The sequence below is a fragment of the Pikeienuella sp. genome, assembly GCF_046290545.1.
In the GTDB taxonomy this organism is placed as follows: Bacteria; Pseudomonadota; Alphaproteobacteria; order Rhodobacterales; family Rhodobacteraceae; genus Pikeienuella.
This window is the reverse complement of sequence record NZ_JBKAGV010000016.1, coordinates 162,198-182,407: the sequence shown is the minus strand read 5'-3', so window position 1 is coordinate 182,407 and position 20,210 is coordinate 162,198. Positions and strand designations below refer to the sequence as shown.

Below are 20,210 nucleotides of genomic sequence, written 5' to 3'. Positions count from 1 at the left end.
ATGTGCGTTAAGCCATTGTGACCGGGCGCGAACATCGCATAACCTCGCCCATGAGGGAGGATCGCGTCGCATGTTCAACGAAATGTCCGGCGAAGACGGCGTCGTCCGCCCCGCCTATGAGGGCGTCGCCCGCTGGATCGAGAGGACCGGGGCGGAGAGCCTCCTCCTCAAGACGGAGGAGGCGGAGGCGATCTTCCGCCGCATCGGCATCACCTTCGCCGTCTATGGCGAGGGCGGGGACCCGGAACGGCTTATCCCGTTCGACCTCATCCCCCGCGTCTTCGACGCCGCCGAATGGCGCCGGCTCGACCGCGGCATCAAGCAGCGCGCCCGCGCGCTCAACGCCTTCCTGTGGGATGTCTACCACCGCGGGGAAATCCTCCGCGCCGGCATCGTGCCGGAGCGGCTGGTCTACCGGAATGACGCCTTCCTGCCGGAAATGGTGGGGTTCGATCCGCCCGGCCGCGTCTATTCCCACATCGTCGGCATCGACATCGTGCGGACGGGGGAGGGCGCCTTTCAGGTGCTGGAGGACAATTGCCGCACCCCCTCCGGCGTCTCCTACAAGCTGGAGACGCGGACGGTGATGATGCGCATGTTCCCCGAGCTCTTCCGCCAGCTCTCCATCGAGCCGGTGGACGATTATCCGGACATGCTGAGAAAAACGCTGGAGGAGGTCGCGCCGCCCGCCTGCAAGGGCTCCCCCGTCGTCGTCGTGCTGACGCCGGGGCCGCTCAACTCCGCCTATTACGAGCATTCCTTCCTGGCGGACCGCATGGGCCTCGAACTCGTCCAGCCGCAGGACCTCTTCGTGGACGAGGGGCGCGTCTGGATGCGGACGACGCGCGGGCCCCTGCGGGTGGACGTGATCTATCGCCGGATCGACGACGACTTTCTGGACCCGATCGCCTTCCGCCCCGATTCCATGCTCGGAATCGCCGGGCTCATGCAGGTCTATCGGAGCGGCGGCGTCACCATCTGCTCCGCGCCCGGCGCCGGCGTGGCGGACGACAAGGCGGTCTATTGCTACGTCCCGCAGATGATCCGCTTCTATCTCGGGCAGGAGCCGATCCTGGAAAACGTGCCGACCTGGCGCTGTTCGGAACCGGACGAGCTGGCCCATGTCCTCGCCCATCTCGACGAGCTGGTGGTGAAGGAGGTGCACGGATCGGGCGGCTACGGCATGCTGATCGGCCCGAAATCCACAAAGGCGGAAATCGCCGCCTATGCCGAGCGGATCAAGGCCGACCCGGAGGATTTCATCGCCCAGCCGACGCTGGAGCTTTCCGCAGCCCCCTCCGTCGCCGGGGGCGGGATCGCGCCGCGGCATGTGGATCTCCGCCCCTATTGCCTCGTCGGGGCCGAGATGCGCCTCGCGCCCGGCGGGTTGACGCGGGTGGCGCTCCGCGAGGGCTCGCTCGTCGTCAACTCCTCCCAGGGCGGCGGGGTGAAGGATACATGGGTCCTGTCCGAATGAGCGCGCGATGCTGAGCCGATCCGCCGAACATCTCTTCTGGACCGCCCGCTATCTCGAACGCGCGGAAGGCGCCGCGCGTCTGATCGAGATGGGCCAGCGGATGACGCTGATCCCCGGCGCCGGGCGGGACGAATGGCGCTCCGTCGCCGCCGTCGCCGGCGCGGCGCATCTCTTCGACGGGGAGGAGCGCATCACCGACGCGCGGATCGTGGAAAAGCTCGTCCTCTCGCCGGACGAGCCCTCCTCCATCCGCCATTGCCTCAACCGGGCGCGGGACAATGCGCGCGCGGTCCGCACCGGCATCACCTCGGAGATGTGGGAAGCGCTGAACGACGGCTGGCGCCGGCTGGAGATGGCGGACCCGTCCGCCGCGCTCCGCGACCTGCCCGCGATCCTCGAATGGGTGAAGGCGCGCGCCTCCGTCTTCCGCGGCGCCGCGGATTCCTCGATGCTGCGGACGGACGGATACTATTTCCTCCGCCTCGGCGGCCTGATCGAGCGGGCCGACCTGACCCTGCGCCTCCTCGACGTGAAATACTTCGTCCTCCTGCCGGAGACGGAGATCGTCGGCGGCGGGCGCGACCATCACCAATGGACCTCGGTGCTTCACGCCACATCCGCGGCGCGCGCCTATCACCACGTCTATCGCGGCGATTTCAGCCCGTGGAAGATCACGGACTTCCTGATCCTCAACCCGCGCTTCCCGCGCTCCGTCGCCTATTGCTACAACGAGCTTTCCCGCTATCTTGAGCTTCTCGCCATAGCCTATGGCGAGCGCAAGCAGTGCAACATGCTTGCGGCGCAGATGGTCTCCCGCCTCGCCGACGCCGAAATGGGGGAGATCTTCGCCACCGGGCTCCATGAGTTCACGACGGAGGCGATCCGTCACAATGCGCGGCTCTCCGGCGCGATCCACCGCGCCTATCACTTCTGAGGTCCGATGCTGCTCTCGATCCGCCACCGCACGCACTACCGCTATGAGCCCGCCGCCGCCCGCGTCGCGCTGAAACTGAAGCTCTTCCCCGCGATCACCGCCTCGCAGCGCCCCCGCTCCTGGACCGTGACGGTGAACGGGGAAGCGCCGCAGATGCGGCTGGTGAACAGCTACGGGGACGAGGAGGCCGTCTGGCTCGGCCATGAGGGCGCGTCGGAGGTCGAGGTGCTGGCCGAGGGCGTCGTCTCCACCTCGGACACGCAGGGGGTCATCCGCGGCTGGAAGATGGCCGCCCGCCCCGCGATGTTCCTGCGCGAGACGCGGCTCACCGCGCCGAGCGAAGAGATCGCGGCGCTGGCGCGGGGGGCGACGGCGGGCAAGCATGGCCTCGCCGCCGCGCACGCCCTCTCCGCCGCGGTGCGCGAGGCGGTGGATTATCGCACGGGCTCGACCGACGCGGAATCGACGGCGGACGAGGCGCTCAGGCAGGGCGCCGGCGTCTGCCAGGATCACGCCCATCTGCTGATCGCCGGCGCGCGCACGCTCGGCGCCGCGGCGCGTTATGTCGTCGGCTATCTCTTCGTCTCGGAGGGCGACCAGCCCGAACTGGCGACGGAGCAGGAGACGCATGCATGGGCCGAACTCTGGATCGACGGCCTCGGCTGGGTCGGCTTCGACCCCTCCAACCGCATCTGCCCGACCGACCACTATGTCCGCCTCGCGGCGGGCCTTGACGCCCGCGACGCGGCGCCCCTACGTGGATCGGTCACAGGCACTATGGCCGAGTCTCTTTCCGCTGAAGTGCAGGTGACCCAGGCGCAACAATAAGAATTCGGGGGGTCGCCTATGACGTATTGCGTGGGGCTCAAGCTCGACGCCGGCATCGTCATGATGTCCGACACGCGGACCAATGCGGGGCTCGACAACATTTCCCGCTTCCGCAAGATGTTCACATGGGACGTGCCGGGGGATCGTGTTCTCGTCGCCTGCTGCGCAGGAAATCTCTCCATCACGCAGGGCCTTCTCAGCCGGATCAACCAGGCCATCGCCCGCTCGCGCGATGACGACCGGGTGGAGACGATCCTGAACGCGCCGACGCTCTTCCGCTCCGCGCAGCTCTTCGGCGAGGCGATGAAGGAGGTGCAGGCCCGCCACCGGGAGACGCTGCAGGCGCAGGGCGCGGGGGCGGACGCCTCGATCCTCATCGCCGGCCAGCGCAAGGGCGGGGAGATGCGGCTCTATCTCCTCTATTCCGCCGGCAACTTCATCGAGGCGACGCCGGACACGCCCTTCCTCCAGATCGGCGAGCACAAATACGGCAAGCCGATTCTCGACCGCGTCATCACCCCGGCGACGCCGATGGAGCGGGCGCTGAAGGCCGTCTACCTCTCGATGGATTCGACCCTCCGCTCCAATCTCTCGGTCGGCATGCCGCTCGACCTCGCCGTGATCCCGGCGGACGAGATCCGCTTCGGCGTCCAGCGCCGGATCGAGCAGGACGACGAGGATTTCGCCGCCATCTCCCGCGGCTGGGCCGAGGCGATCCGCGACGCGTTCGAGACGCTGCCGAGCGTCGGAGAGGCGTGAGCCTCGCCGCCGCACTCGACCTCTCCGGCCGCGCCGCCCTCGTAACCGGCGCGGCGCGGGGCAACGGCTTCGCCATCGCGAAGGGCCTCGCCGAGGCGGGCGCCTTCGTGATGCTCGCCGATATCGACGGCGCGGGCGCCGCGCGCGCCGCCGCCGCGATCCCCGGAGCCGCCGCGACGGCGCTGGACGTGGCGGACGCCGCATCCTGCGCCGCGGCCGCCGAAGCCGCCCGCGCCGCCTTCGGCCCCGTCTCCATCCTTGTCAACAACGCCGGCATCATCGCGCGCGCCCCGCTCGGCGCCGACGGGTTCGAGGCGGAGTGGGAGCGCGTCCTCGCCGTCAACGCGGGCGGCGCCATGCGGATGACCCGCGCCTGCCTCCCCCAATTGCGGGAGACGCGCGGCGCCGTCGTCAACGTCGCCTCGATCATGGCGGAGCGCGGCGCGCCCGGCCTCGCCGCCTACGCCGCCTCGAAGGGCGCGCTCCTGCAACTCACCCGGGCCCTCGCCGCGGAGCTGGCGCCGGACGGCGTGCGCGTCAACGCCATCGCCCCCGGCGTGATCGAGACGGAGATGACCGCGGCCACCCGCGCGAATCCGGAGGCCATCGGCCGCTTCCTCGCGCACACGCCCATGGGCCGGGTGGGCAAGCCGGAGGAGCTCGCCGGGCCGACGCTCTTCCTCGTCTCCGGCCTCGCCAGCTACGTCACCGGCGCGATGCTGGCGGTGGACGGCGGCTATCTCACGATCTGAGGGGGGGCGCGATGCGGCGGGAGGAAGTGGACGTTCTGGTGATCGGCTCGGGCGCCGGCGGCCTCTCCGCCGCCGTCGCCGCCGCGCATCGCGGGCTCACGGTGCTCGTCGCGGAGAAGGAGCCGGTCTTCGGCGGGACGACGGCGCGCTCCGGCGGCTGGAGCTGGATCCCGGGCTCCGGCCCCGCCGTCCGCGCGGGGGTGAAGGACAGCCGGGAGGCGGCGCGGACCTACATGGCCCACGAGGCCGGCGCCCATTTCGACGCGCCCCGCGCCGAGGCCTTCCTCGACGCCGGGCCGAAAGCCGTCGCCTTCTTCGAGGAGAAGACGAGCCTCCGGTTCGACCTTGGCCCGACCTTTGCGGATTACCACCCGAAGGCGCCGGGCGGGGTGGACGGCGGCCGCTCCATCGTCGCCCGCCCCTTCGACGGGCGCGAGCTCGGGCCCGAGATCGCCCGCCTCCGCCCGCCGCTGACGGAGATCACCTTCCTCGGCCTGATGATCGGCACGGGCAAGGAATTGCAGCATTTCTTCAACGTCCTCCGCTCCCCCGTCTCCTTCCTCCACGTCGCGCGGCTCCTCGCCCGCTACGCGCGGGACCTCGTCTTCCACGGCCGCTCCATGCGCCTGATGAACGGCAACGCCCTCGTCGCCCGCCTCGCGAAGAGCGCCTTCGACAAGGGCGTGGAAATCCGGACGGAAGCGCCCGCCCGCCGGCTCCTGACCGACGAAAAGGGCCGGGTCACGGGCGCGCTCCTCACCGCGCGGGACGGGCCGGTGGAGGTGACGGCGCGAAAGGGCGTCGTCCTCGCCGCCGGCGGCTTCCCGCAGGATGTCGCCCGCCGCGCCCGGCTCATGCCCCATGCGCCGACCGGGCACGAGCATGTCTCCCCCGCCCCCCCGGGCAATACCGGGGACGGTCTCCGCCTCGGCGAGGCGGCGGGCGCGTCGGTGAACGAGAGCCTGCCCCACGCCGCCGCCTGGGTCCCCATATCCCGCCCGCGCCGGAAGGACGGAACGCTCGGAACCTTCCCGCATTTCGTGGACCGGTCGAAGCCCGGCGTCATCGCCGTCACCCGCTCGGGCCGGCGCTTCGTGAACGAGGCGGAGAGCTATCACGATTTCTGCCAGGCCATGGTCGCCCGCGCCCATGAGGAGGGGGCGGAGGAGCCGGCGGCATGGTTCATCGCCGACCATCGCGCCTTCCGCCGCTACGGCCTCGGCTTCGCCCGCCCCGCGCCCGTCCCCTATGGCCGCCTCGTGCGCGAGGGGTATCTCCTGAAGGGGGAGACGCTGGCCGATCTCGCCCGCCAGATCGGCGCGGACGCGGCGGCGCTGGAGGCGACGGTCGCCCGCTTCAACGAGGCCGCGGAGCGGGGGGAGGACCCGGATTTCGGCAAGGGCTCCACCGCCTACAACCGCTCCCTCGGCGATCCGGACTGGAAGCCCAATCCCTGCGTCGCGCCGCTCGTCAAGCCGCCCTTCTTCGCCGTCCGCCTCTTCGTCGGCGATCTCGGCACCTTCGCCGGGCTCCGCACGAATGAGCATGCGGAGGTGCTGGACGAGACGGGCGCCCCGGTCCCCGGCCTCTTCGCCGCCGGAAACGACGCGGCGAGCGTGATGGGCGGGGCCTATCCCGGCGGCGGCATCACCCTCGGCCCCGCGCTGACCTTCGGCTGGATCGCCGCGCGGCGCATGGCGGGCGGGAACGACTGACTGGGTTCGGGGATCGCTTTCAAACGCCTGCTTCGGGCCGAACGAAGCGCTGAGGGCCGCGACTGACCCCGGGAAGGCGCCCTGACGGCTGCAAGGGCGCGCTTTATCGTTTCGCCCCGAACGACGCCGGAGCCTCTTGAAGCGCGAGAGTGCGCCTGACCCTCCGGGGGGTCAGGCGCGGCCCGTGCTGGCCGCACGGGCCAAGGGGCGAGCGGAGGCGCCGCCGCGAATTCCTACCGGATCGACAGAACGCGACCGGCGGCCCCGGCTGTCTCTCAGAGCGCGATCTTTCCCCACGCCGCTCCAAAACCCTCCGGATCGAAGAGCGGCTTCGGCCCGATGGCCACCGCCCGCGTCTCCGTCTCGGCCGAAGGTTTGACGGTGAACGACCGCCCGACGAGCTGCGCCTCCACCGCTCCCTCCCCCGTCATCGCGAAGCCCTTGAAGCGATAGAGCCCCGGCGGCGGCGCGCCGAGGAGGGCGCGGAGCCCCGCCAGCGAGACGCGCCCGCCCTTCGTGGACCAGCTCGCATAATCCGCCCCGTGGTCATGCCCGCCCGGCGCCGGCGGCGCCGCTTCCGGCCGGTCCAGCAGCAGGTCGACCGGCGCCGCCCCCATCGGCGCCTCGATCACCGGCGCGGCGGAGAGCGGGGCGAGCAGCGCCCGCGCCGCCCCGAAATCCGCGATGTCCGTGCGGGTCACGAGGATCAGGTCCGCCCCCCGGAACTGCCCCGCCACCTGCGCGCCGATCAGCAGGTCCGCCAGCCGCTCGGCAAGCGAGGCGGCGTCGGCCATCGTCACGATGCCGGAATAGGTCATCTCAGGCTCGGCATGGGCGGCGGCGGCGATCTTCGCCGGGTCCGCGACGCCCGAAGCCTCGATCACGAGGCAGTCTGGCCGCGGCCGGCGGTCCAGCGCGTCGGACAGCGCATAGAGCAGCTCCGTCCCCATCGTGCAGCAGACGCAGCCATTGGCGAGCGTCAGCGTGTCCTCCGTCGCGCTCTCCAGAAGGTCGGCGTCGATGTCGAGCGCGCCGAAATCGTTGACCATCACCATGATCCGCCGCCCCCCCGCATTCCGGAGGAGATGGTTGACGAGCGAGGTCTTCCCCGCGCCGAGATAGCCGGAAATGACCGTGACGGGGAGCGGCGCAAGGCTCATGCGAGGAAGACCCGCCCTGCGCTGACGACGCCCTTCACCTTCACGTCCCGCAACGCCTCCGGCGCGACTTCCAGCGGATCCTCCGCCAGCACCGCGAAATCCGCGATCTTGCCCGCCTCGATGGAGCCGATCTCATGGTCGAGCTTCAGCGTATAGGCCGCGCCGAGCGTGATCGCCTCCAGCGCCTCCGCCACGCCGATCCGTTGCTCCGGCCCGAGGCAGGCGCCGCTCATCGTCAGCCGGTTCACCGCGCACCACGCCGTGCCAAGGGGCGCCAAAGGCGTCACCGGCGCGTCGGAATGGATCGCCATGGGCACGCCGATGTCGAGGCAATCCCGGCAGGCGTCCATCCGCCGGGCCCGGTCCGGCCCGATGGACTTCAGGACATGCATGTCCCCGAAATACCAGATGTGGTTGGCGAAGAGGTTGGCGCAGAGGCCGAGCGCCTTCATCCGCCGGAACTGCGCCCGGTCGATCAGCTGCCCGTGCTGCAGCGTGTGGCGATGGTCGGGCCAGGGATGCGCCGCGATGGCCGCCTCCACCGCGTCGATGGCGATCTCGGAGGCTTCGTCGCCGTTCGTGTGGATGTGCATCTGCACATGCGCGGCGTGGAGGTCGCGGATCAGCGCCCGCGCCTGTTCCGGCGCGATGACCCAGATGCCGTTCGGCTGCCCGCCGAGATGGCCGGGCCAGCGCAGCCGCGCCGTGAAGCCCTGGATCGAGCCGTCCAGCACCAGCTTAACCCCGCCGAGGCGCAGCCGGTCCGTCGAGCGCCCCTTCAGCTTCAGCGCCATGGGCGCGACCTCGTTCGGCGCCATCATCGCCGCGCCGAGCATCGGCACGATGCGAAGCGGATAATCCGCCGCCCCCGTCGCCGCCAGCAGCGCCGCCACGTCCTCGTCGGGCAGGGCGGCGTGAAGGTCCGTCATCGTCGTCGTGCCGGTCTGCACCGCGATCCTGCCGAAATTCGCCACCGCCTCCGGATTGGCGGAGAGCGAGCGGAAATCGACGCCGATCCGCCGCATCAGCGGGAACATCGCCGCCATTTCCTGCAACTCGCCGTTCGGCTCCCCGTCCGCCCCCTTGGCGACGCCCTCCACATTCGTCTCCCGGCTGTAGCCGGCGAGGGCGAGGGCGGGCGAATTGGCGGTCAGGAGGTGGAAGTTGGAATGCTGCACCGCGATGGGCCGCGTCGTCGAAACCGCGTCGAGATGCGTGCGGTTCAGCCGCTCCGTCGGCAGGAAGATCGGGTCGAACCCCCAGGCGTAGAGCGGCGCCTCCGGCGCGGCGCCGGAAGCGCTCATCTTCGCCTCCGCTTCCCTAAGCCGCTCGATCACGTCCTCGATCCGCGTCAGCCCCTTCCAGAGCTTGCCCTCCGCATCCACCCGGTCGTGATAGCCGACATAGGGAAACTTCCACATCGCCCCGGCCATCATGTGCGCATGGCCCTCGACGAAGCCGGGCAGGAGCACGTCGCCCGCAAACCTGTCGTCATGCCGCCCGCCGCCCCAGGGCTCCGCGCAGTCGGCGCCGCCGACGGCGAGGATGCGCCCCTCCCGCACCGCGACATGGGTCGCGAAGGGGAGGTTGCGGTCCATCGTCACGATCCGCTTCGCGCGGTAGATGATCGTCTCGTCCATGTCCCTCTCCCTCAGTTCAGCCGCGGCGTTCCGGCGAAGACCGTGCCGCGCACCGGAACCTCGCGCAATTCTTCCGGCGGAATCGCCGTCGGATCCTCCCCCAGCACCGCGAAATCCGCGATCTTGCCGGTCTCGATGGAGCCGAGGTCGCGGTCCAGATGCATCGTATGCGCGACGCCGAGCGTGACGGCGCGGAGCGCCTCCATCACGGTAATGCGCTGCTCCGGCCCCAGCACGCGGCCCGAGCCCGTGATCCGGTTCGCCGCGCACCAGGCCACCGTGAGCGGCCCCATCGGCGTCACCGGCGCGTCGGAATGGATGGCGAGCGGCACGCCCTCGTCGAGGCACGCGCGGCAGGCGTTCATCCGCCGCGCGCGATCCTCGCCCATCGTGACGGCGGCGTGCTGGTCCCCGTAGTAGAAGAGATGGTTGGCGAAGAGATTGGCGCAGAGGCCGAGCGCCCTCATCCGCCGGAACTGGTCCGCGCCGATCATCTGTCCGTGCTGGATGATGTGCCGGTGATCCCGCGGCGGATGCCCCCCGATCGCGGCGGCCAGCGCGTCTATCGTCACCTCGGAGGCTTCGTCGCCATTGGCGTGGAGGTTCATCTGGAGCCCCGCGGCGTGGCAGGCCTCCACCAGCGCGAGCAATTCCTCCGGCGCGGTGTTCCAGAGCCCGTTCGGCTGGCCGCCGAGATAGCCCGGCCATTTCAGCCGCCCGGTGAAGCCCTGGATCGAGCCGTCCGTCATCACCTTGATCGCGCCGAAGCGCAGCTTGTCCGTCGCCCGCGCGCGAAGGCGGAGCGCCTTGGCGACGATTTCCTCCGGCTTCGCGCCCACGCTGGCGAGCGAGGGGACGAGGCGGAGCGGAATGTCGGGCCGCCCGAAAAAGGCCAGGAGCTCGTCGACCTCATCCTCCTCCACGGTCGAGAAAAGGTCCGTCGCCGTGGTGACGCCGACGCGCCGCGCCGCCTCCGCGAACATCGTCAGCGCCTCCTTCCCGCGGCTCAGGCGCCGGAGGTCGAAGCCGAGCCGCCGGAAGAGCGGGAACATCGCGCCAAGCTCCCGCAGCTCCCCGTTCGGGCGCCCGCCCTCCATCATCACGCCCTCGATATTCGTCCCCGGCCCGAAGCCGGCGACATCGAGCGCCGCGCTGTTCGTCGTCACGAGGTGGAGAGACTGATGGAGGATCACGATGGGCCGCTCCGTCGAGGCCTTGTCGAGATGGGTCCGGTTCAGCCGCTCGCCCGTCAGGAAGATCGGGTCGAGCCCCCAGGCGATGAGCGGCTCCCCCGCCGGCAGCTTCGCCCCGAACTCCCGCAGCCGCGCGATCACCGCCTCCGCATCCGGCGCCCCGGGCCAGAGCCGCCCCTCCGGGTCGCGCCGGTCATGGAAGCCGACATAGCAGAACCGCCAGAGCGCGCCGGCCTGAAGATGCGAATGCCCCTCGATGAAGCCGGGGAGGAGAACGGAGTCGGAGAGGCTGTCGTCCGCCCGCCCGCCGCCCCAGCCTTCCGCGCAATCCGGCCCGCCCACCGCGAGGATGCGCCCGTCCCGCACCGCAACATGAGTCGCTTCGGGCCTGTTCGGGTCCATCGTGATGACCTTCCGCGCGCGAAAGACGGTGGTCTCGTTCATGCGCCGGGTCCTTCCCCTCCGTTCCGACTCGGAGGTTACGGCCTCCGGCGCGCGCCCGATGGCGCCAGATTTCGCCTTTTTTACGGGACTGGCGCATTTTTCTTTGCAGATGCGAAAAGAGGCTGTTTGCTGGCCATGCCGAAAAAAACAACAGGGAGACTTGCGATGAAATTCGCGCGCATTCTCGGCGGCGTCGCCGCCCTCGCCTTGCTTTCGCCTTTCGCCGCCGCCGCCGAGGGCGGCTCGCTGGTGATTCTCTCGACGCAGACGCCGCGGCACCTGAACGGCGCCGTCCAGTCCGGAACGGCGACCGCCGTGCCCTCGACGCAGCTCTTCGCCTCGCCGCTCCGCTATGACGCGGAGTGGAACCCGCAGCCCTATCTCGCGGAAAGCTGGGAGGTTTCGGAGGACGGCCTCTCCGTCACGCTCAACCTCGTGAAGACCGCGACCTTCCATGACGGCAAGCCCGTCACCTCCGAGGATGTCGCCTTCTCGATCATGACGACGAAGGAGAACCATCCCTTCAAGTCCATGTTCGCGCCCGTCGAGGCGGTAGAGACGCCCGACGCGCACACCGCGATCATCAGGCTCTCGCAGCCGCACCCCGCGCTCCTCCTCGCCCTCTCCCCCGCGCTGGCGCCCGTGATCCCGAAGCACGTCTACGGCGACGGGCAGGACCCGAAGAGCCACCCCGCCAACACCGCCCCCGTCGGCTCCGGCCCCTTCATGCTGGAGAGCTTCACGCCGGGCGAGGCGACGATCCTGAAGAAGAACCCGAACTTCTTCCGGGAGGGCTATCCGAAGCTCGACGAGATCATCATCCGCATCGTGAAGGACGAGAACGCCCTCCTCATCGCCATGGAGAACGGCGAGGCGGACATCTTCCCCTTCATGACCTCCTCCAACAGCATCAAGCGGATGCAGGGCGTGGAGCGGCTGACGGTGACGGACAAGGGCTATGCCGGCATCGGCCCGATCAACTGGCTCGCCTTCAACACCAAGTCCGAGAAGCTGTCGGACAAGCGGGTGCGGCAGGCCATCGCCTACGCCATCGACCGCGACTTCATCACGAAGGCGCTGATGCGCGGCGTGGCGCAGCCGCAGCGCGGCCCGATCATCGAGAGCTCGCCCTTCTTCGACGCCTCGATCCCCGCCTATGACGTCGATCTCGACAAGGCGAATGCGCTGATGGCCGAGGCCGGCTTCGCCGACGGGATGGAGCTGTCGGTCGACTACATCCCCGGCAATGACGAGCAGCAGAAGAATGTCGCCGAATACCTCAAGTCCCAGCTCAAGAAGATCGGGATCGAGGTCTCCGTCCGCCCCTCGCCCGATTTCCCGACCTGGGCCGGCCGCGTCTCCAGCCACGATTTCGAGCTGACGATGGACGTGGTCTTCAACTGGGGCGACCCGGTGATCGGCGTCCACCGCACCTATCTCTCCAGCAACATCGTGCCGGGCGTGATCTGGTCCAACACCCAGTCCTACGCGAACGCCGCGGTCGACGGGATCCTGAACAAGGCCGCGGTGGAGACCGACCCGGCGGCGAGAAAGGCGCTCTACGCCGAGTTCCAGATGATCGTCGGCGACGAGCTGCCGATCTACTGGCTCAACGCCTCGCCCTACCACACGGCCTATGACAGCCGGCTCGGGAACGCGCCGATGACGATCTGGGGCCCGATGTCCCCGCTCGACGAGGTCTACTGGAAGGAGCCGAAGTGAGCGGCGCATCGGCCGGGCGGTTCGCCGCCCGGCCCCTCTGAGGGTCGCTCATGGCCGGGTATCTCCTCCGCAGGCTCGCCTACGGCCTCCTCCTGATGGCCGGGGTGGTGATCCTCAACTTCTTCCTCATCCGCCTCGCGCCGGGCGACCCGGCGGAGGTGATCGCGGGCGACATGGGCGGGGCGACGGCGGAGGTTCTCGCCGCGATCCGCGCCGATTACGGGCTCGACCAGCCGCTCCTCGTCCAGCTCGGCCGCTATCTCGGCGCCATGTTGCAGGGCGATCTCGGCGAATCCTATTTCTTCAACCGCCCCGTCGCGGAGCTGATCGGCGCGCGGATCGGGCCGACCATCCTCCTCGTCCTCGCCGCGCAGGTCATTTCCATCACCATCGGCGTCGCGATGGGCGTCATGGCGGCGCGGAAGCCGAACGGCGTGCTCTCCGGCGCCGTCTCCGTCGTCGCCACCATCGGCTACGCGGTGCCGGTGTTCTGGATGGGGATCATGCTCATCATCCTCTTCGCCTCCATCATCCCGATCTTCCCGGTGGAGGGGATGGCGGATATCCGCCTCCGCAACGAGGGCTGGCTGGAGCGGATGATCGACATTCTCCACCATCTCGCGCTCCCCGCCTTCTCCCTCGCCGTGATCTTCCTCGCGATCTACGCCCGCCTCTCCCGCGCCTCGATGCTGGACGTGCTGGGGGCGGATTACGTCCGCACCGCCCGCGCAAAGGGCGCTTCGGAGCGCTCCGTCCTCTTCCGTCACGCGCTCCGCAACGCCGCGCTCCCCGTCATCACCGTGGCCGGGCTGCAATTCGGCGGCCTTCTCTCCGGCGCGCTCCTGGTGGAGACGGTGTTCAACTGGCCCGGCATGGGCACGCTGGCCTTCGACGCGATCCTGAGGCGGGATTACACGCTCCTCCTCGGCGTCCTCTTCTGCGCCGCCGCGATGGTCGTCATCGCCAACATCGTCACCGACCTCGCCTATCGCCTCGCCGACCCGCGCCTGAGGGGGGAGACATGAGCGCCCCGGACATCGCCCGCGCCCGCGCGGCCCGCGCCGAAAGCCCGCTCCGCGAGGCCTGGGTCATGTTCCGCCGGAACAGGCCCGCCATGGCGGGGCTCGCGCTCCTCGTCCTCATCATCCTCGCCACGCTCTACGGCGCGCTCTTCTATGGCGGCGACCCTTACGAGATCGTCTGGGCCCCGCACGAGCCGCCGGGGGCGACGCCGGAGTTTCCCCTCGGCACCGACTATCTCGGGCGAGACATCGTGGCCGGCCTCCTGACCGGCGGCGGCCCGACCCTTGCCGTCGGCGCCGCCGCCGCGCTCCTGACCATGCTGATCGGGGTCAGCATCGGCGCCCTCGCCGGCTATTTCGGCGGGGCGATCGACAACCTCCTGATGCGCTTTACCGAATTTTTCCAGGTCCTGCCCGCGCTGCTCTTCGCGATGGTGCTGGTGACGCTCTTCTCCCCCTCGCTGACGATGATCGCCATCGCCATCGGCCTCGTCTCCTGGCCGCAGACGGCGCGGCTGACGCGGGCGGAATTCCTGAAGATCCGGAAGCTCGAATACGTCACCGCCGCCCGCGCCATCGGCGCGCGGGACGGGCGGATCATGTGGCGCGTGATCCTGCCGAACGCGCTGCCGCCGCTCATCGTCTCCGCCACGCTCACCATCGGCGTCGCGATTCTCTTCGAGGCCGGGCTCTCCTTCCTCGGGCTCGGGGACCCGAACACGATGTCCTGGGGCCTGATGATCGGCGCGAACCGCGCCTACATCCTCTCCGCCTGGTGGCCAGTGACCTTCCCCGGCCTCGCCATCTTCCTCACCGTCTTCGCCGTGAGCCTCGTGGGCGACGGCCTGAACGACGCCTTCAACCCCAAGCTCAGGGAGCGCTGAATGGCGCTGCTGGAGATCGAGGAGCTCAAGGTCACGTTCCGCACCCGCCACGGCCCGGTGACCGCGCTGGACGGCGTGAGCCTCCGCGTCGAGGCGGGGGAGACGCTCGGCATTGTCGGGGAATCCGGCTGCGGCAAGTCGATCACCGCGCTCTCCGTCATGGGCCTCGTCCCCTCGCCGCCCGGAAACATCGCCGGCGGCGCGATCCGGCTGGCGGGGGAAGACCTCGTGAGCGCCTCCCCGCGCCGCCTCCGCCGCCTCCGCGGCTCCGAAATCGCGATGATCTTCCAGGAGCCGATGACCTCCCTCAACCCCGTCTTCACGGCGGGGGACCAGATCGCCGAGGCGATCATGCTCCACCAGAACGTGAGCCGCGCCGAAGCGCTGACCCGCGCCGTCGCCCTATTGGACCGCGTGGGGATACCCGAGGCCCGCCGCCGGGCCGGCGACTATCCGCACCAGCTTTCGGGCGGCATGCGCCAGCGCGTGATGATCGCCATGGCCGTCTCCTGCCAGCCCAAGGTCCTCATCGCGGACGAGCCGACGACGGCGCTGGACGTCACCGTTCAGGCCCAGATATTCGACCTCCTGAACGACCTCCAGAAGGAGACGGGCGCCGCCATCATGCTCATCACGCATGACATGGGCGCCATCGCCGAAATGGCGGACCGGGTGGCGGTGATGTATGCGGGCCGCGTGATCGAGGAGGGGCGGGCGGACGACATTCTCGACCACCCGAAGCATCCCTATACGCGCGGCCTCATCGCCTGCATCCCGAATGTCGGGAAGGGGGAGGGGGGAGAGCCGCCGCCGCTCGCGGAAATTCCCGGCGTCGTCCCCCCGCTCCACCTCCTCGGCGCCGGCTGCGCCTTTCGGGAACGGTGCGGTTCCGCCTTCGACCGCTGCGCTTCGGAACGCCCCCGCCTCCTCGGCCCCGCCGCCCATCCCGCCGCCTGCCACGCGGTCGAGGAGGGGCGGCCATGAGCGCGCTGCTGGAGGCGAAGGGCCTCACCGTCCGCTTCCCCATGCCGAAGCGGAACCCCTTCGCGAAGCGGGACTTTCTCGAAGCCGTCCGCGGCGTCGACTTCGCGCTGGCGGAGGGGCGGACGCTCGGCATCGTCGGCGAATCCGGCTCGGGCAAGACGACGGCGGCGATGGCCGCGATCCGCCTCACCGGCCCCGCCACGGGCGAGGTGCGCTTCCGCGGGGAGGACCTCCTCGCCCTCGGGCCGGAGGAGATGCGCCTCCGCCGCCGCGACCTCCAGGTGATCTTTCAGGACCCGTATTCCTCCCTCAACCCGCGCGACCGGGTGAGCCACATCGTGCGCGAGCCGCTCGACCTTCTCGGCGTGGGCGACGACGCCAGCAGGGACGAGCGGGTGGCCGAGCTCTTCTCCCTCGTGGGCCTGAGGCGGGACCAGCTCCCCCTCTTCCCGCACCAGTTCTCCGGCGGGCAGCGGCAGCGCATCTCCATCGCCCGGGCGCTGGCCACCAACCCGAAGCTGATCGTCTGCGACGAGCCGGTGAGCGCGCTCGACGTCGCGATCCAGGCCCAGATTCTCAACCTCCTCGTGCGGCTTCAGCGCGAATTTGGTCTCTCCTATCTCTTCATCAGCCACGATCTCGGCGTGATCCGGCAGATCTGCCAGGATGTGGCGGTCATGTATCTCGGGCGCATCGTGGAGCAGGCGCCCCGCGCCCGGCTCTTCGCCCGCCCGCTCCATCCCTACACGCAGGCGCTGCTCGCCGCCGCGCCGTCCCTCGCGCGGCGGAAGTCGGCGGGCTACCAGCGCCCGGCGAAGCTGAAGGGCGACCCGCCGAGCCCGATCAACCCGCCCCCCGGTTGCGCCTTTGCGGAGCGGTGCCCGAAGGCGCAGGCGAAATGCCGGGCGGAGCGGCCCATGCTGGCGCCGGACGGGGAGAGCCTCGTCGCCTGCTGGTTCCCCGGCTGAAGCCTCAGCGCGGCGCGCCGCGCCATGTGACGGCGAGGATCGTCGTGTCGTCCGTCGGCGCGCCGCCCGCCTGATGGCGGGATACGGCCTCGTCCAGCGCCTTCACCACCGCCGCCGCGCCGCCCGAAGCCGCCCCGGCGGCGACCTCCGCCGCCCGCGCCTCGCCGAAAAGGTCGCCGCCGGGCGTCTCCGCCTCGTGCACCCCGTCCGTGAAGATCAGGATCGTGTCGCCGCGCCGGAGCGTCAGCCGCGCCGTCTCGAACTCGGGCGCCTCCATCCAGCCGAGCGGGGCGACGGCCGGCAGCGTGAGGGGCCGCGCCGCGCCGTCCGCGCCGATCACCAGCGGCGGCTCGCAGCCCGCCGCGGCGAATTCCGCCTCTCCCGTCTCCGGGTCGATGCGCACGAGCGCGAGGGTCACGAACCCGCCCTTCTCCCGCCGCCACGCCCCGGGAGCCTGCCGCACGAATTCCCGCGCCACGGCGGCGAGCGCGGCGCCGAGCGGGCCCGCCGTCCGGTCCGTCACCGCGCCGGTGATGGATTTCGAGAGGGCGGTGACGAGGCTCGCCTCCAGCCCCTTGCCCGAAACATCCCCCACAGCGCCGAAGAGCCGCCCGTCCGAGAGCCGGAAGAGCTCGAAGAAGTCGCCCCCCACCTCCTGCGCCGGGCGGCAGATCGAGGCCGTCTCGAAGCCGAGCGCGGTGAAGTCGGCGTTGAAGGGCAGGGAGCCGAGCTGGATCTCCCGCGCCGCGTCCATCCGCTCCTCCTCCCGCGCCCGCGTCTCCCGCGCCTCCGCGAGCTGCCGCCGGATTGCGGAGACCCGGCCGAAGACGACGGGCGCCCCCGCCAGCAGCGCCGCGAGCGCCGGCATGGTCGGGGAGAGGACAAGCCCGCCGAACGCAAAGGCCGCCCAGCCGGCGAGGATCGGCGCCGCCGCGCTCGCCATGCCGAAGCCGACCAGCAGCGCCACCGAAACCCCGCCGAAGCGGATCAGCGCGAGGAAGGCGGCGAAGCCCGCATAGGCGAGCGCCGCATCCGCCGCCCAGTCCGGCGCGCGCAGGATGCGCCCGGCGAGGATGTTGTCCGCCGCCAGCGCCTGGATCACCACGCCCGGCGCGCCGTCCGCTGTGGCGAGCGGCGTCGTGTACTGGTCGATGGAGCCGAGCCGCGTGAGCCCGATCAGCACATGCCGGTCCGCGAGCCGCGCCGCCTCCGCCGCGTCGCCCTGCAGGAGCGCGGCGGCGGAGACGAGCCGCGCCGGCCCCGTCCCCTCCGCGCCAAGCCCCGGCAGCGCCCCGAAATCGAGCCAGAGCCCGAGCGAGGGCGTGAGCGGCGCCGGCGGCGGCCCGGTCCCGTCCGCGCGCCAGAGCCGGAGCGTCCGGTCCCCCCCTTCGGCGAGGAACTCCATCCTTGCGTCATAGGAGAGGCACTCCGCGTTCACCTCCGCGCAGACGATGAGCGCGGCGACGGGCATCGCCGGCAGGAAGGCCTCCGCCCGTGCGCCCGACTCGGTCAGGATCGGCTGCCCGACGAAGGCGCGCGCGCGGCGCAGCACGCCGTCGAGGTCCTGCTCCGCGAAGGTCGCGGCGTAGCCCGAGGCCGCCTGTTCGAAAAGCGCGAGCGGAAAGAGCAGGCATTCGACATGGAAGGGTTGCGGCCCCGCCGTGAGCAGCGCCCGGTCCGCGCATTGCGTCAGCCCCGGCAGGTCGTCGATCGCCCGCGTCGAGGCGCCGGCGACGGCCAGCGCCGTGGGCGCCGAGGCGATGGCGGCGGCGAGCCGCGCATCCGGAACCACCGGCAGCAGCGAGATCGCCTCCGGCCCCTTCGCCCGGAACGCCCGCATCAGGTTCACCTCGGAATAGGGGCCCGGCTCCGTCAGCAATATGTCGAGCGTGACGGAGCGGGGCCCCGCGGCCGCCACCGCCTCCACCAGTTCCGCAAGGTCCGCCCGCGCCCAGGGCCAGCGCCCCTTCTCGCGGATCGCCGCGGCGTCGATCCCGACGACGACGACCTCTCCCGTCGGCTCGTCCGGCGGCGCGAGGCGTTGCCACTGGTCGAGGAGCCGCGCATCGAGCCGGAAGAAGGCGTTGAACGCCCGCTCGTTCGTGGCCGAGAGGAAGGCGAGCCCGAGCGCCAGCACCGCGCCGAAGAGGCGCCAGCCCGGCGCCACCGTCCATTCGCGCCAAACGCTCCGCCCCATTCCCCCTCCGTTCTTCCACGAGCATAGCGAGCGCGCGCGCGCCGTCGCAAGCGGGGAAGTCCGCCGGGCCCCTCAGCGCGGCCGGACGATCAGCACCCCGTCCGCCGCGCGCTCCACGATCAGCGCCGCGCCCGCCTTCGCCTCCCCGGAGGCGAGGCGGGCCGGCCAGCGCACGCCGTCCACCTCCGCCGCGCCCTCGCCGTTCTCGAAATCGGCGAGCGCCCGCGCCGCCCGCCCCGCCATCTGCTCCGACCGCCGGTTGAGCGAGGAGACCGGCTCGCCGTCCCCCCGCCGCCTGAGCCAGGCCCGCCCGGCGAAGGCGGAGGCGGCGGAGAGCGCGGCGAAAAGCGCGATCTGCGCGCCCCCGCCCATCCCCGGCAGCAGCCAGAGCGCCAGCGCCGCGCCGAAGGCGCCGAGCGCGGGCCAGAGCAGCACATAGGAGAAGGTCAGCATCTCCGCCGCGCCGAGCGCGACGCCGAGCGCGACCCACCACCAGGGCGAGGCGCCGGCGAGCCAGGCGAAAAGGTCCATCGCCTCACTCCTTCCGCATGGCGGTTTTCGCGAGCTCCGAAATGCCCGCGATGGAGCCCATCAATCCCGCCGCCTCGAGCGGGATCATCACCGTCTTGGCGTTCGGCGCGGCGGCGATGTCGCGCAGCGCCTCGGTGTATTTCTGCGCGACGAAATAGTTGATCGCCTGCACGTCCCCCTCCGCGATGGCCTTGGAGACCATCTCGGTCGCCTTCGCCTCTGCCTCCGCCGAACGCTCCCGCCCCTCGGCGTCGAGGAAGGCGGCCTGCCGCCGGCCTTCCGCCTCGCGGATGAGGCTCTCGCGAACGCCCTCCGCCTTCAGGATCGCCGCCTGCTTCTCGCCCTCGGCGGTGAGGATCTCCGCCCGCTTCTCCCGCTCCGCCTTCATCTGCCGGGCCATCGCCTCGGTGATGTCCGCGGGCGGCGTCAGGTCCTTGATCTCGACGCGCAGCACCTTCACGCCCCACGGCGTGGAGGCCTGGTCGATCACCGTCAGCAGCTTGTTGTTGATCGTGTCGCGGTTGGAGAGCATGTCGTCGAGGTCCATCGCGCCCAGCACCGTCCGCGTGTTGGTCTGGGAAAGGTTGGAGAGCGCGCTTTCGAGGTCCCGCACCTCATAGCTCGCCTTCGCCGCGTCGATCACCTGGTAGAAGGCGATGGCGTCCGCCCGCACCATCACGTTGTCCCGCGTGATGACCTCCTGCCCGTCGATGTCCAGCACCGTCTCCATCATGTTGACCTTGCGGCCGACCTGGTCGACGAGGGGGATGATGAAACGGAGGCCCGGCCGGAGCGAGCGCGTATAGCGGCCGAAGCGCTCCACCGTCCATTCCTCGCCCTGCGGCACGGAGCGGACGCCGCGGCTGAGCGCGACGACGACGAAGACGAGCAGGGCGATGACGACGATGTTGGCGCTGAGGAAATCGGCGTCCATGATGCGGCTCCTTCCGGCTGGGCGGGGAACGCCTATCTGACACGGAGCGCCGCCGCGCGCGACCGG

17 protein-coding genes are annotated in these 20,210 nt (G+C 70.7%); 11 read left to right on the top strand and 6 right to left on the bottom strand.

What is annotated here, in order from left to right; translation table 11 throughout:
- Positions 1-70: 70 nt before the first annotated feature.
- Genes ACE37J_RS16070 through ACE37J_RS16045 form a run of 6 tightly spaced genes read left to right on the top strand, consistent with a single transcriptional unit; the run spans position 71 to position 6,465 of the window.
- Positions 71-1,477 carry a circularly permuted type 2 ATP-grasp protein gene (locus ACE37J_RS16070; RefSeq protein ID WP_409712738.1) on the top strand — a complete coding sequence of 469 codons (1,407 nt, stop codon included), beginning with the start codon at positions 71-73 and terminating at the stop codon, positions 1,475-1,477.
- Between the two features lie 7 nt (positions 1,478-1,484).
- Entirely contained in the window at positions 1,485-2,411 is a 927-nt protein-coding gene (locus ACE37J_RS16065; protein ID WP_409712736.1) for an alpha-E domain-containing protein, read from the top strand.
- 6 nt (positions 2,412-2,417) lie between these two features.
- Positions 2,418-3,239: a transglutaminase domain-containing protein gene (locus ACE37J_RS16060; protein WP_409712734.1), complete on the top strand. Its 822-nt coding sequence runs from the start codon at positions 2,418-2,420 to the stop codon at positions 3,237-3,239.
- Between the two features lie 18 nt (positions 3,240-3,257).
- Positions 3,258-3,998: a peptidase gene (locus ACE37J_RS16055; RefSeq protein ID WP_409712732.1), complete on the top strand. Its 741-nt coding sequence runs from the start codon at positions 3,258-3,260 to the stop codon at positions 3,996-3,998.
- Entirely contained in the window at positions 3,995-4,750 is a 756-nt protein-coding gene (locus tag ACE37J_RS16050) for an SDR family NAD(P)-dependent oxidoreductase (RefSeq protein ID WP_409712730.1), read from the top strand. Before ACE37J_RS16055 ends, ACE37J_RS16050 begins: the two co-directional genes overlap by 4 nt.
- A gap of 11 nt (positions 4,751-4,761) precedes the next feature.
- On the top strand, positions 4,762-6,465 hold the full coding sequence (locus ACE37J_RS16045) for an FAD-dependent oxidoreductase (protein WP_409712728.1): 1,704 nt from the start codon (positions 4,762-4,764) through the stop codon (positions 6,463-6,465).
- A 275-nt stretch (positions 6,466-6,740) separates the two neighbouring features.
- On the opposite strand, the gene ACE37J_RS16040 is transcribed toward ACE37J_RS16045, so the two are convergent.
- The 3 genes from ACE37J_RS16040 to ACE37J_RS16030 are packed head-to-tail and all read right to left on the bottom strand — an operon-like array spanning position 6,741 to position 10,902.
- Positions 6,741-7,625: a CobW family GTP-binding protein gene (locus tag ACE37J_RS16040; RefSeq protein WP_409712726.1), complete on the bottom strand. Its 885-nt coding sequence runs from the start codon at positions 7,623-7,625 to the stop codon at positions 6,741-6,743.
- Entirely contained in the window at positions 7,622-9,265 is a 1,644-nt protein-coding gene (locus ACE37J_RS16035) for an amidohydrolase (RefSeq protein ID WP_409712724.1), read from the bottom strand. The genes ACE37J_RS16040 and ACE37J_RS16035 overlap by 4 nt, the downstream gene beginning before the upstream one ends.
- Before the next feature lie 11 nt (positions 9,266-9,276).
- Positions 9,277-10,902, bottom strand: a complete 1,626-nt coding sequence (locus tag ACE37J_RS16030) for an amidohydrolase (RefSeq protein ID WP_409712722.1) — start codon at positions 10,900-10,902, stop codon at positions 9,277-9,279.
- Positions 10,903-11,067: 165 nt separating this feature from the next.
- Here ACE37J_RS16030 and ACE37J_RS16025 point away from each other — a divergent pair, with 165 nt between their 5' ends.
- From ACE37J_RS16025 to ACE37J_RS16005, 5 genes are read left to right on the top strand one after another with little or no spacing between them, the layout of a single operon-like run.
- Positions 11,068-12,624, top strand: a complete 1,557-nt coding sequence (locus ACE37J_RS16025; protein ID WP_409712720.1) for an ABC transporter substrate-binding protein — start codon at positions 11,068-11,070, stop codon at positions 12,622-12,624.
- Positions 12,625-12,674: 50 nt separating this feature from the next.
- Positions 12,675-13,649, top strand: a complete 975-nt coding sequence (locus tag ACE37J_RS16020) for an ABC transporter permease (RefSeq protein ID WP_409712718.1) — start codon at positions 12,675-12,677, stop codon at positions 13,647-13,649.
- The gene (locus ACE37J_RS16015) at positions 13,646-14,530 is read left to right on the top strand and encodes an ABC transporter permease (protein WP_409712716.1); all 885 of its coding nucleotides are present in this window, start codon (positions 13,646-13,648) and stop codon (positions 14,528-14,530) included. Before ACE37J_RS16020 ends, ACE37J_RS16015 begins: the two co-directional genes overlap by 4 nt.
- Positions 14,531-15,514 (top strand): ABC transporter ATP-binding protein, encoded by a 984-nt coding sequence (locus ACE37J_RS16010; RefSeq protein WP_409712714.1) that lies wholly within the window; start codon positions 14,531-14,533, stop codon positions 15,512-15,514.
- A complete protein-coding gene (locus ACE37J_RS16005; protein ID WP_409712712.1) occupies positions 15,511-16,482 on the top strand; it encodes an ABC transporter ATP-binding protein in 972 nt (323 codons plus the stop codon). The genes ACE37J_RS16010 and ACE37J_RS16005 overlap by 4 nt, the downstream gene beginning before the upstream one ends.
- A gap of 4 nt (positions 16,483-16,486) precedes the next feature.
- Here ACE37J_RS16005 and ACE37J_RS16000 read toward each other — a convergent pair whose 3' ends face one another.
- From ACE37J_RS16000 to ACE37J_RS15990, 3 genes are all read right to left on the bottom strand, one after another.
- On the bottom strand, positions 16,487-18,679 hold the full coding sequence (locus ACE37J_RS16000) for a CHASE2 domain-containing protein (protein ID WP_409712710.1): 2,193 nt from the start codon (positions 18,677-18,679) through the stop codon (positions 16,487-16,489).
- A gap of 72 nt (positions 18,680-18,751) precedes the next feature.
- Positions 18,752-19,210, bottom strand: coding sequence for an NfeD family protein (locus ACE37J_RS15995; protein WP_409712708.1), 459 nt, complete (start codon positions 19,208-19,210; stop codon positions 18,752-18,754).
- A 4-nt stretch (positions 19,211-19,214) separates the two neighbouring features.
- Complete coding sequence (locus ACE37J_RS15990; protein WP_409712706.1) at positions 19,215-20,144, bottom strand: SPFH domain-containing protein; 930 nt, start codon at positions 20,142-20,144, stop codon at positions 19,215-19,217.
- Positions 20,145-20,210: the final 66 nt, after the last annotated feature.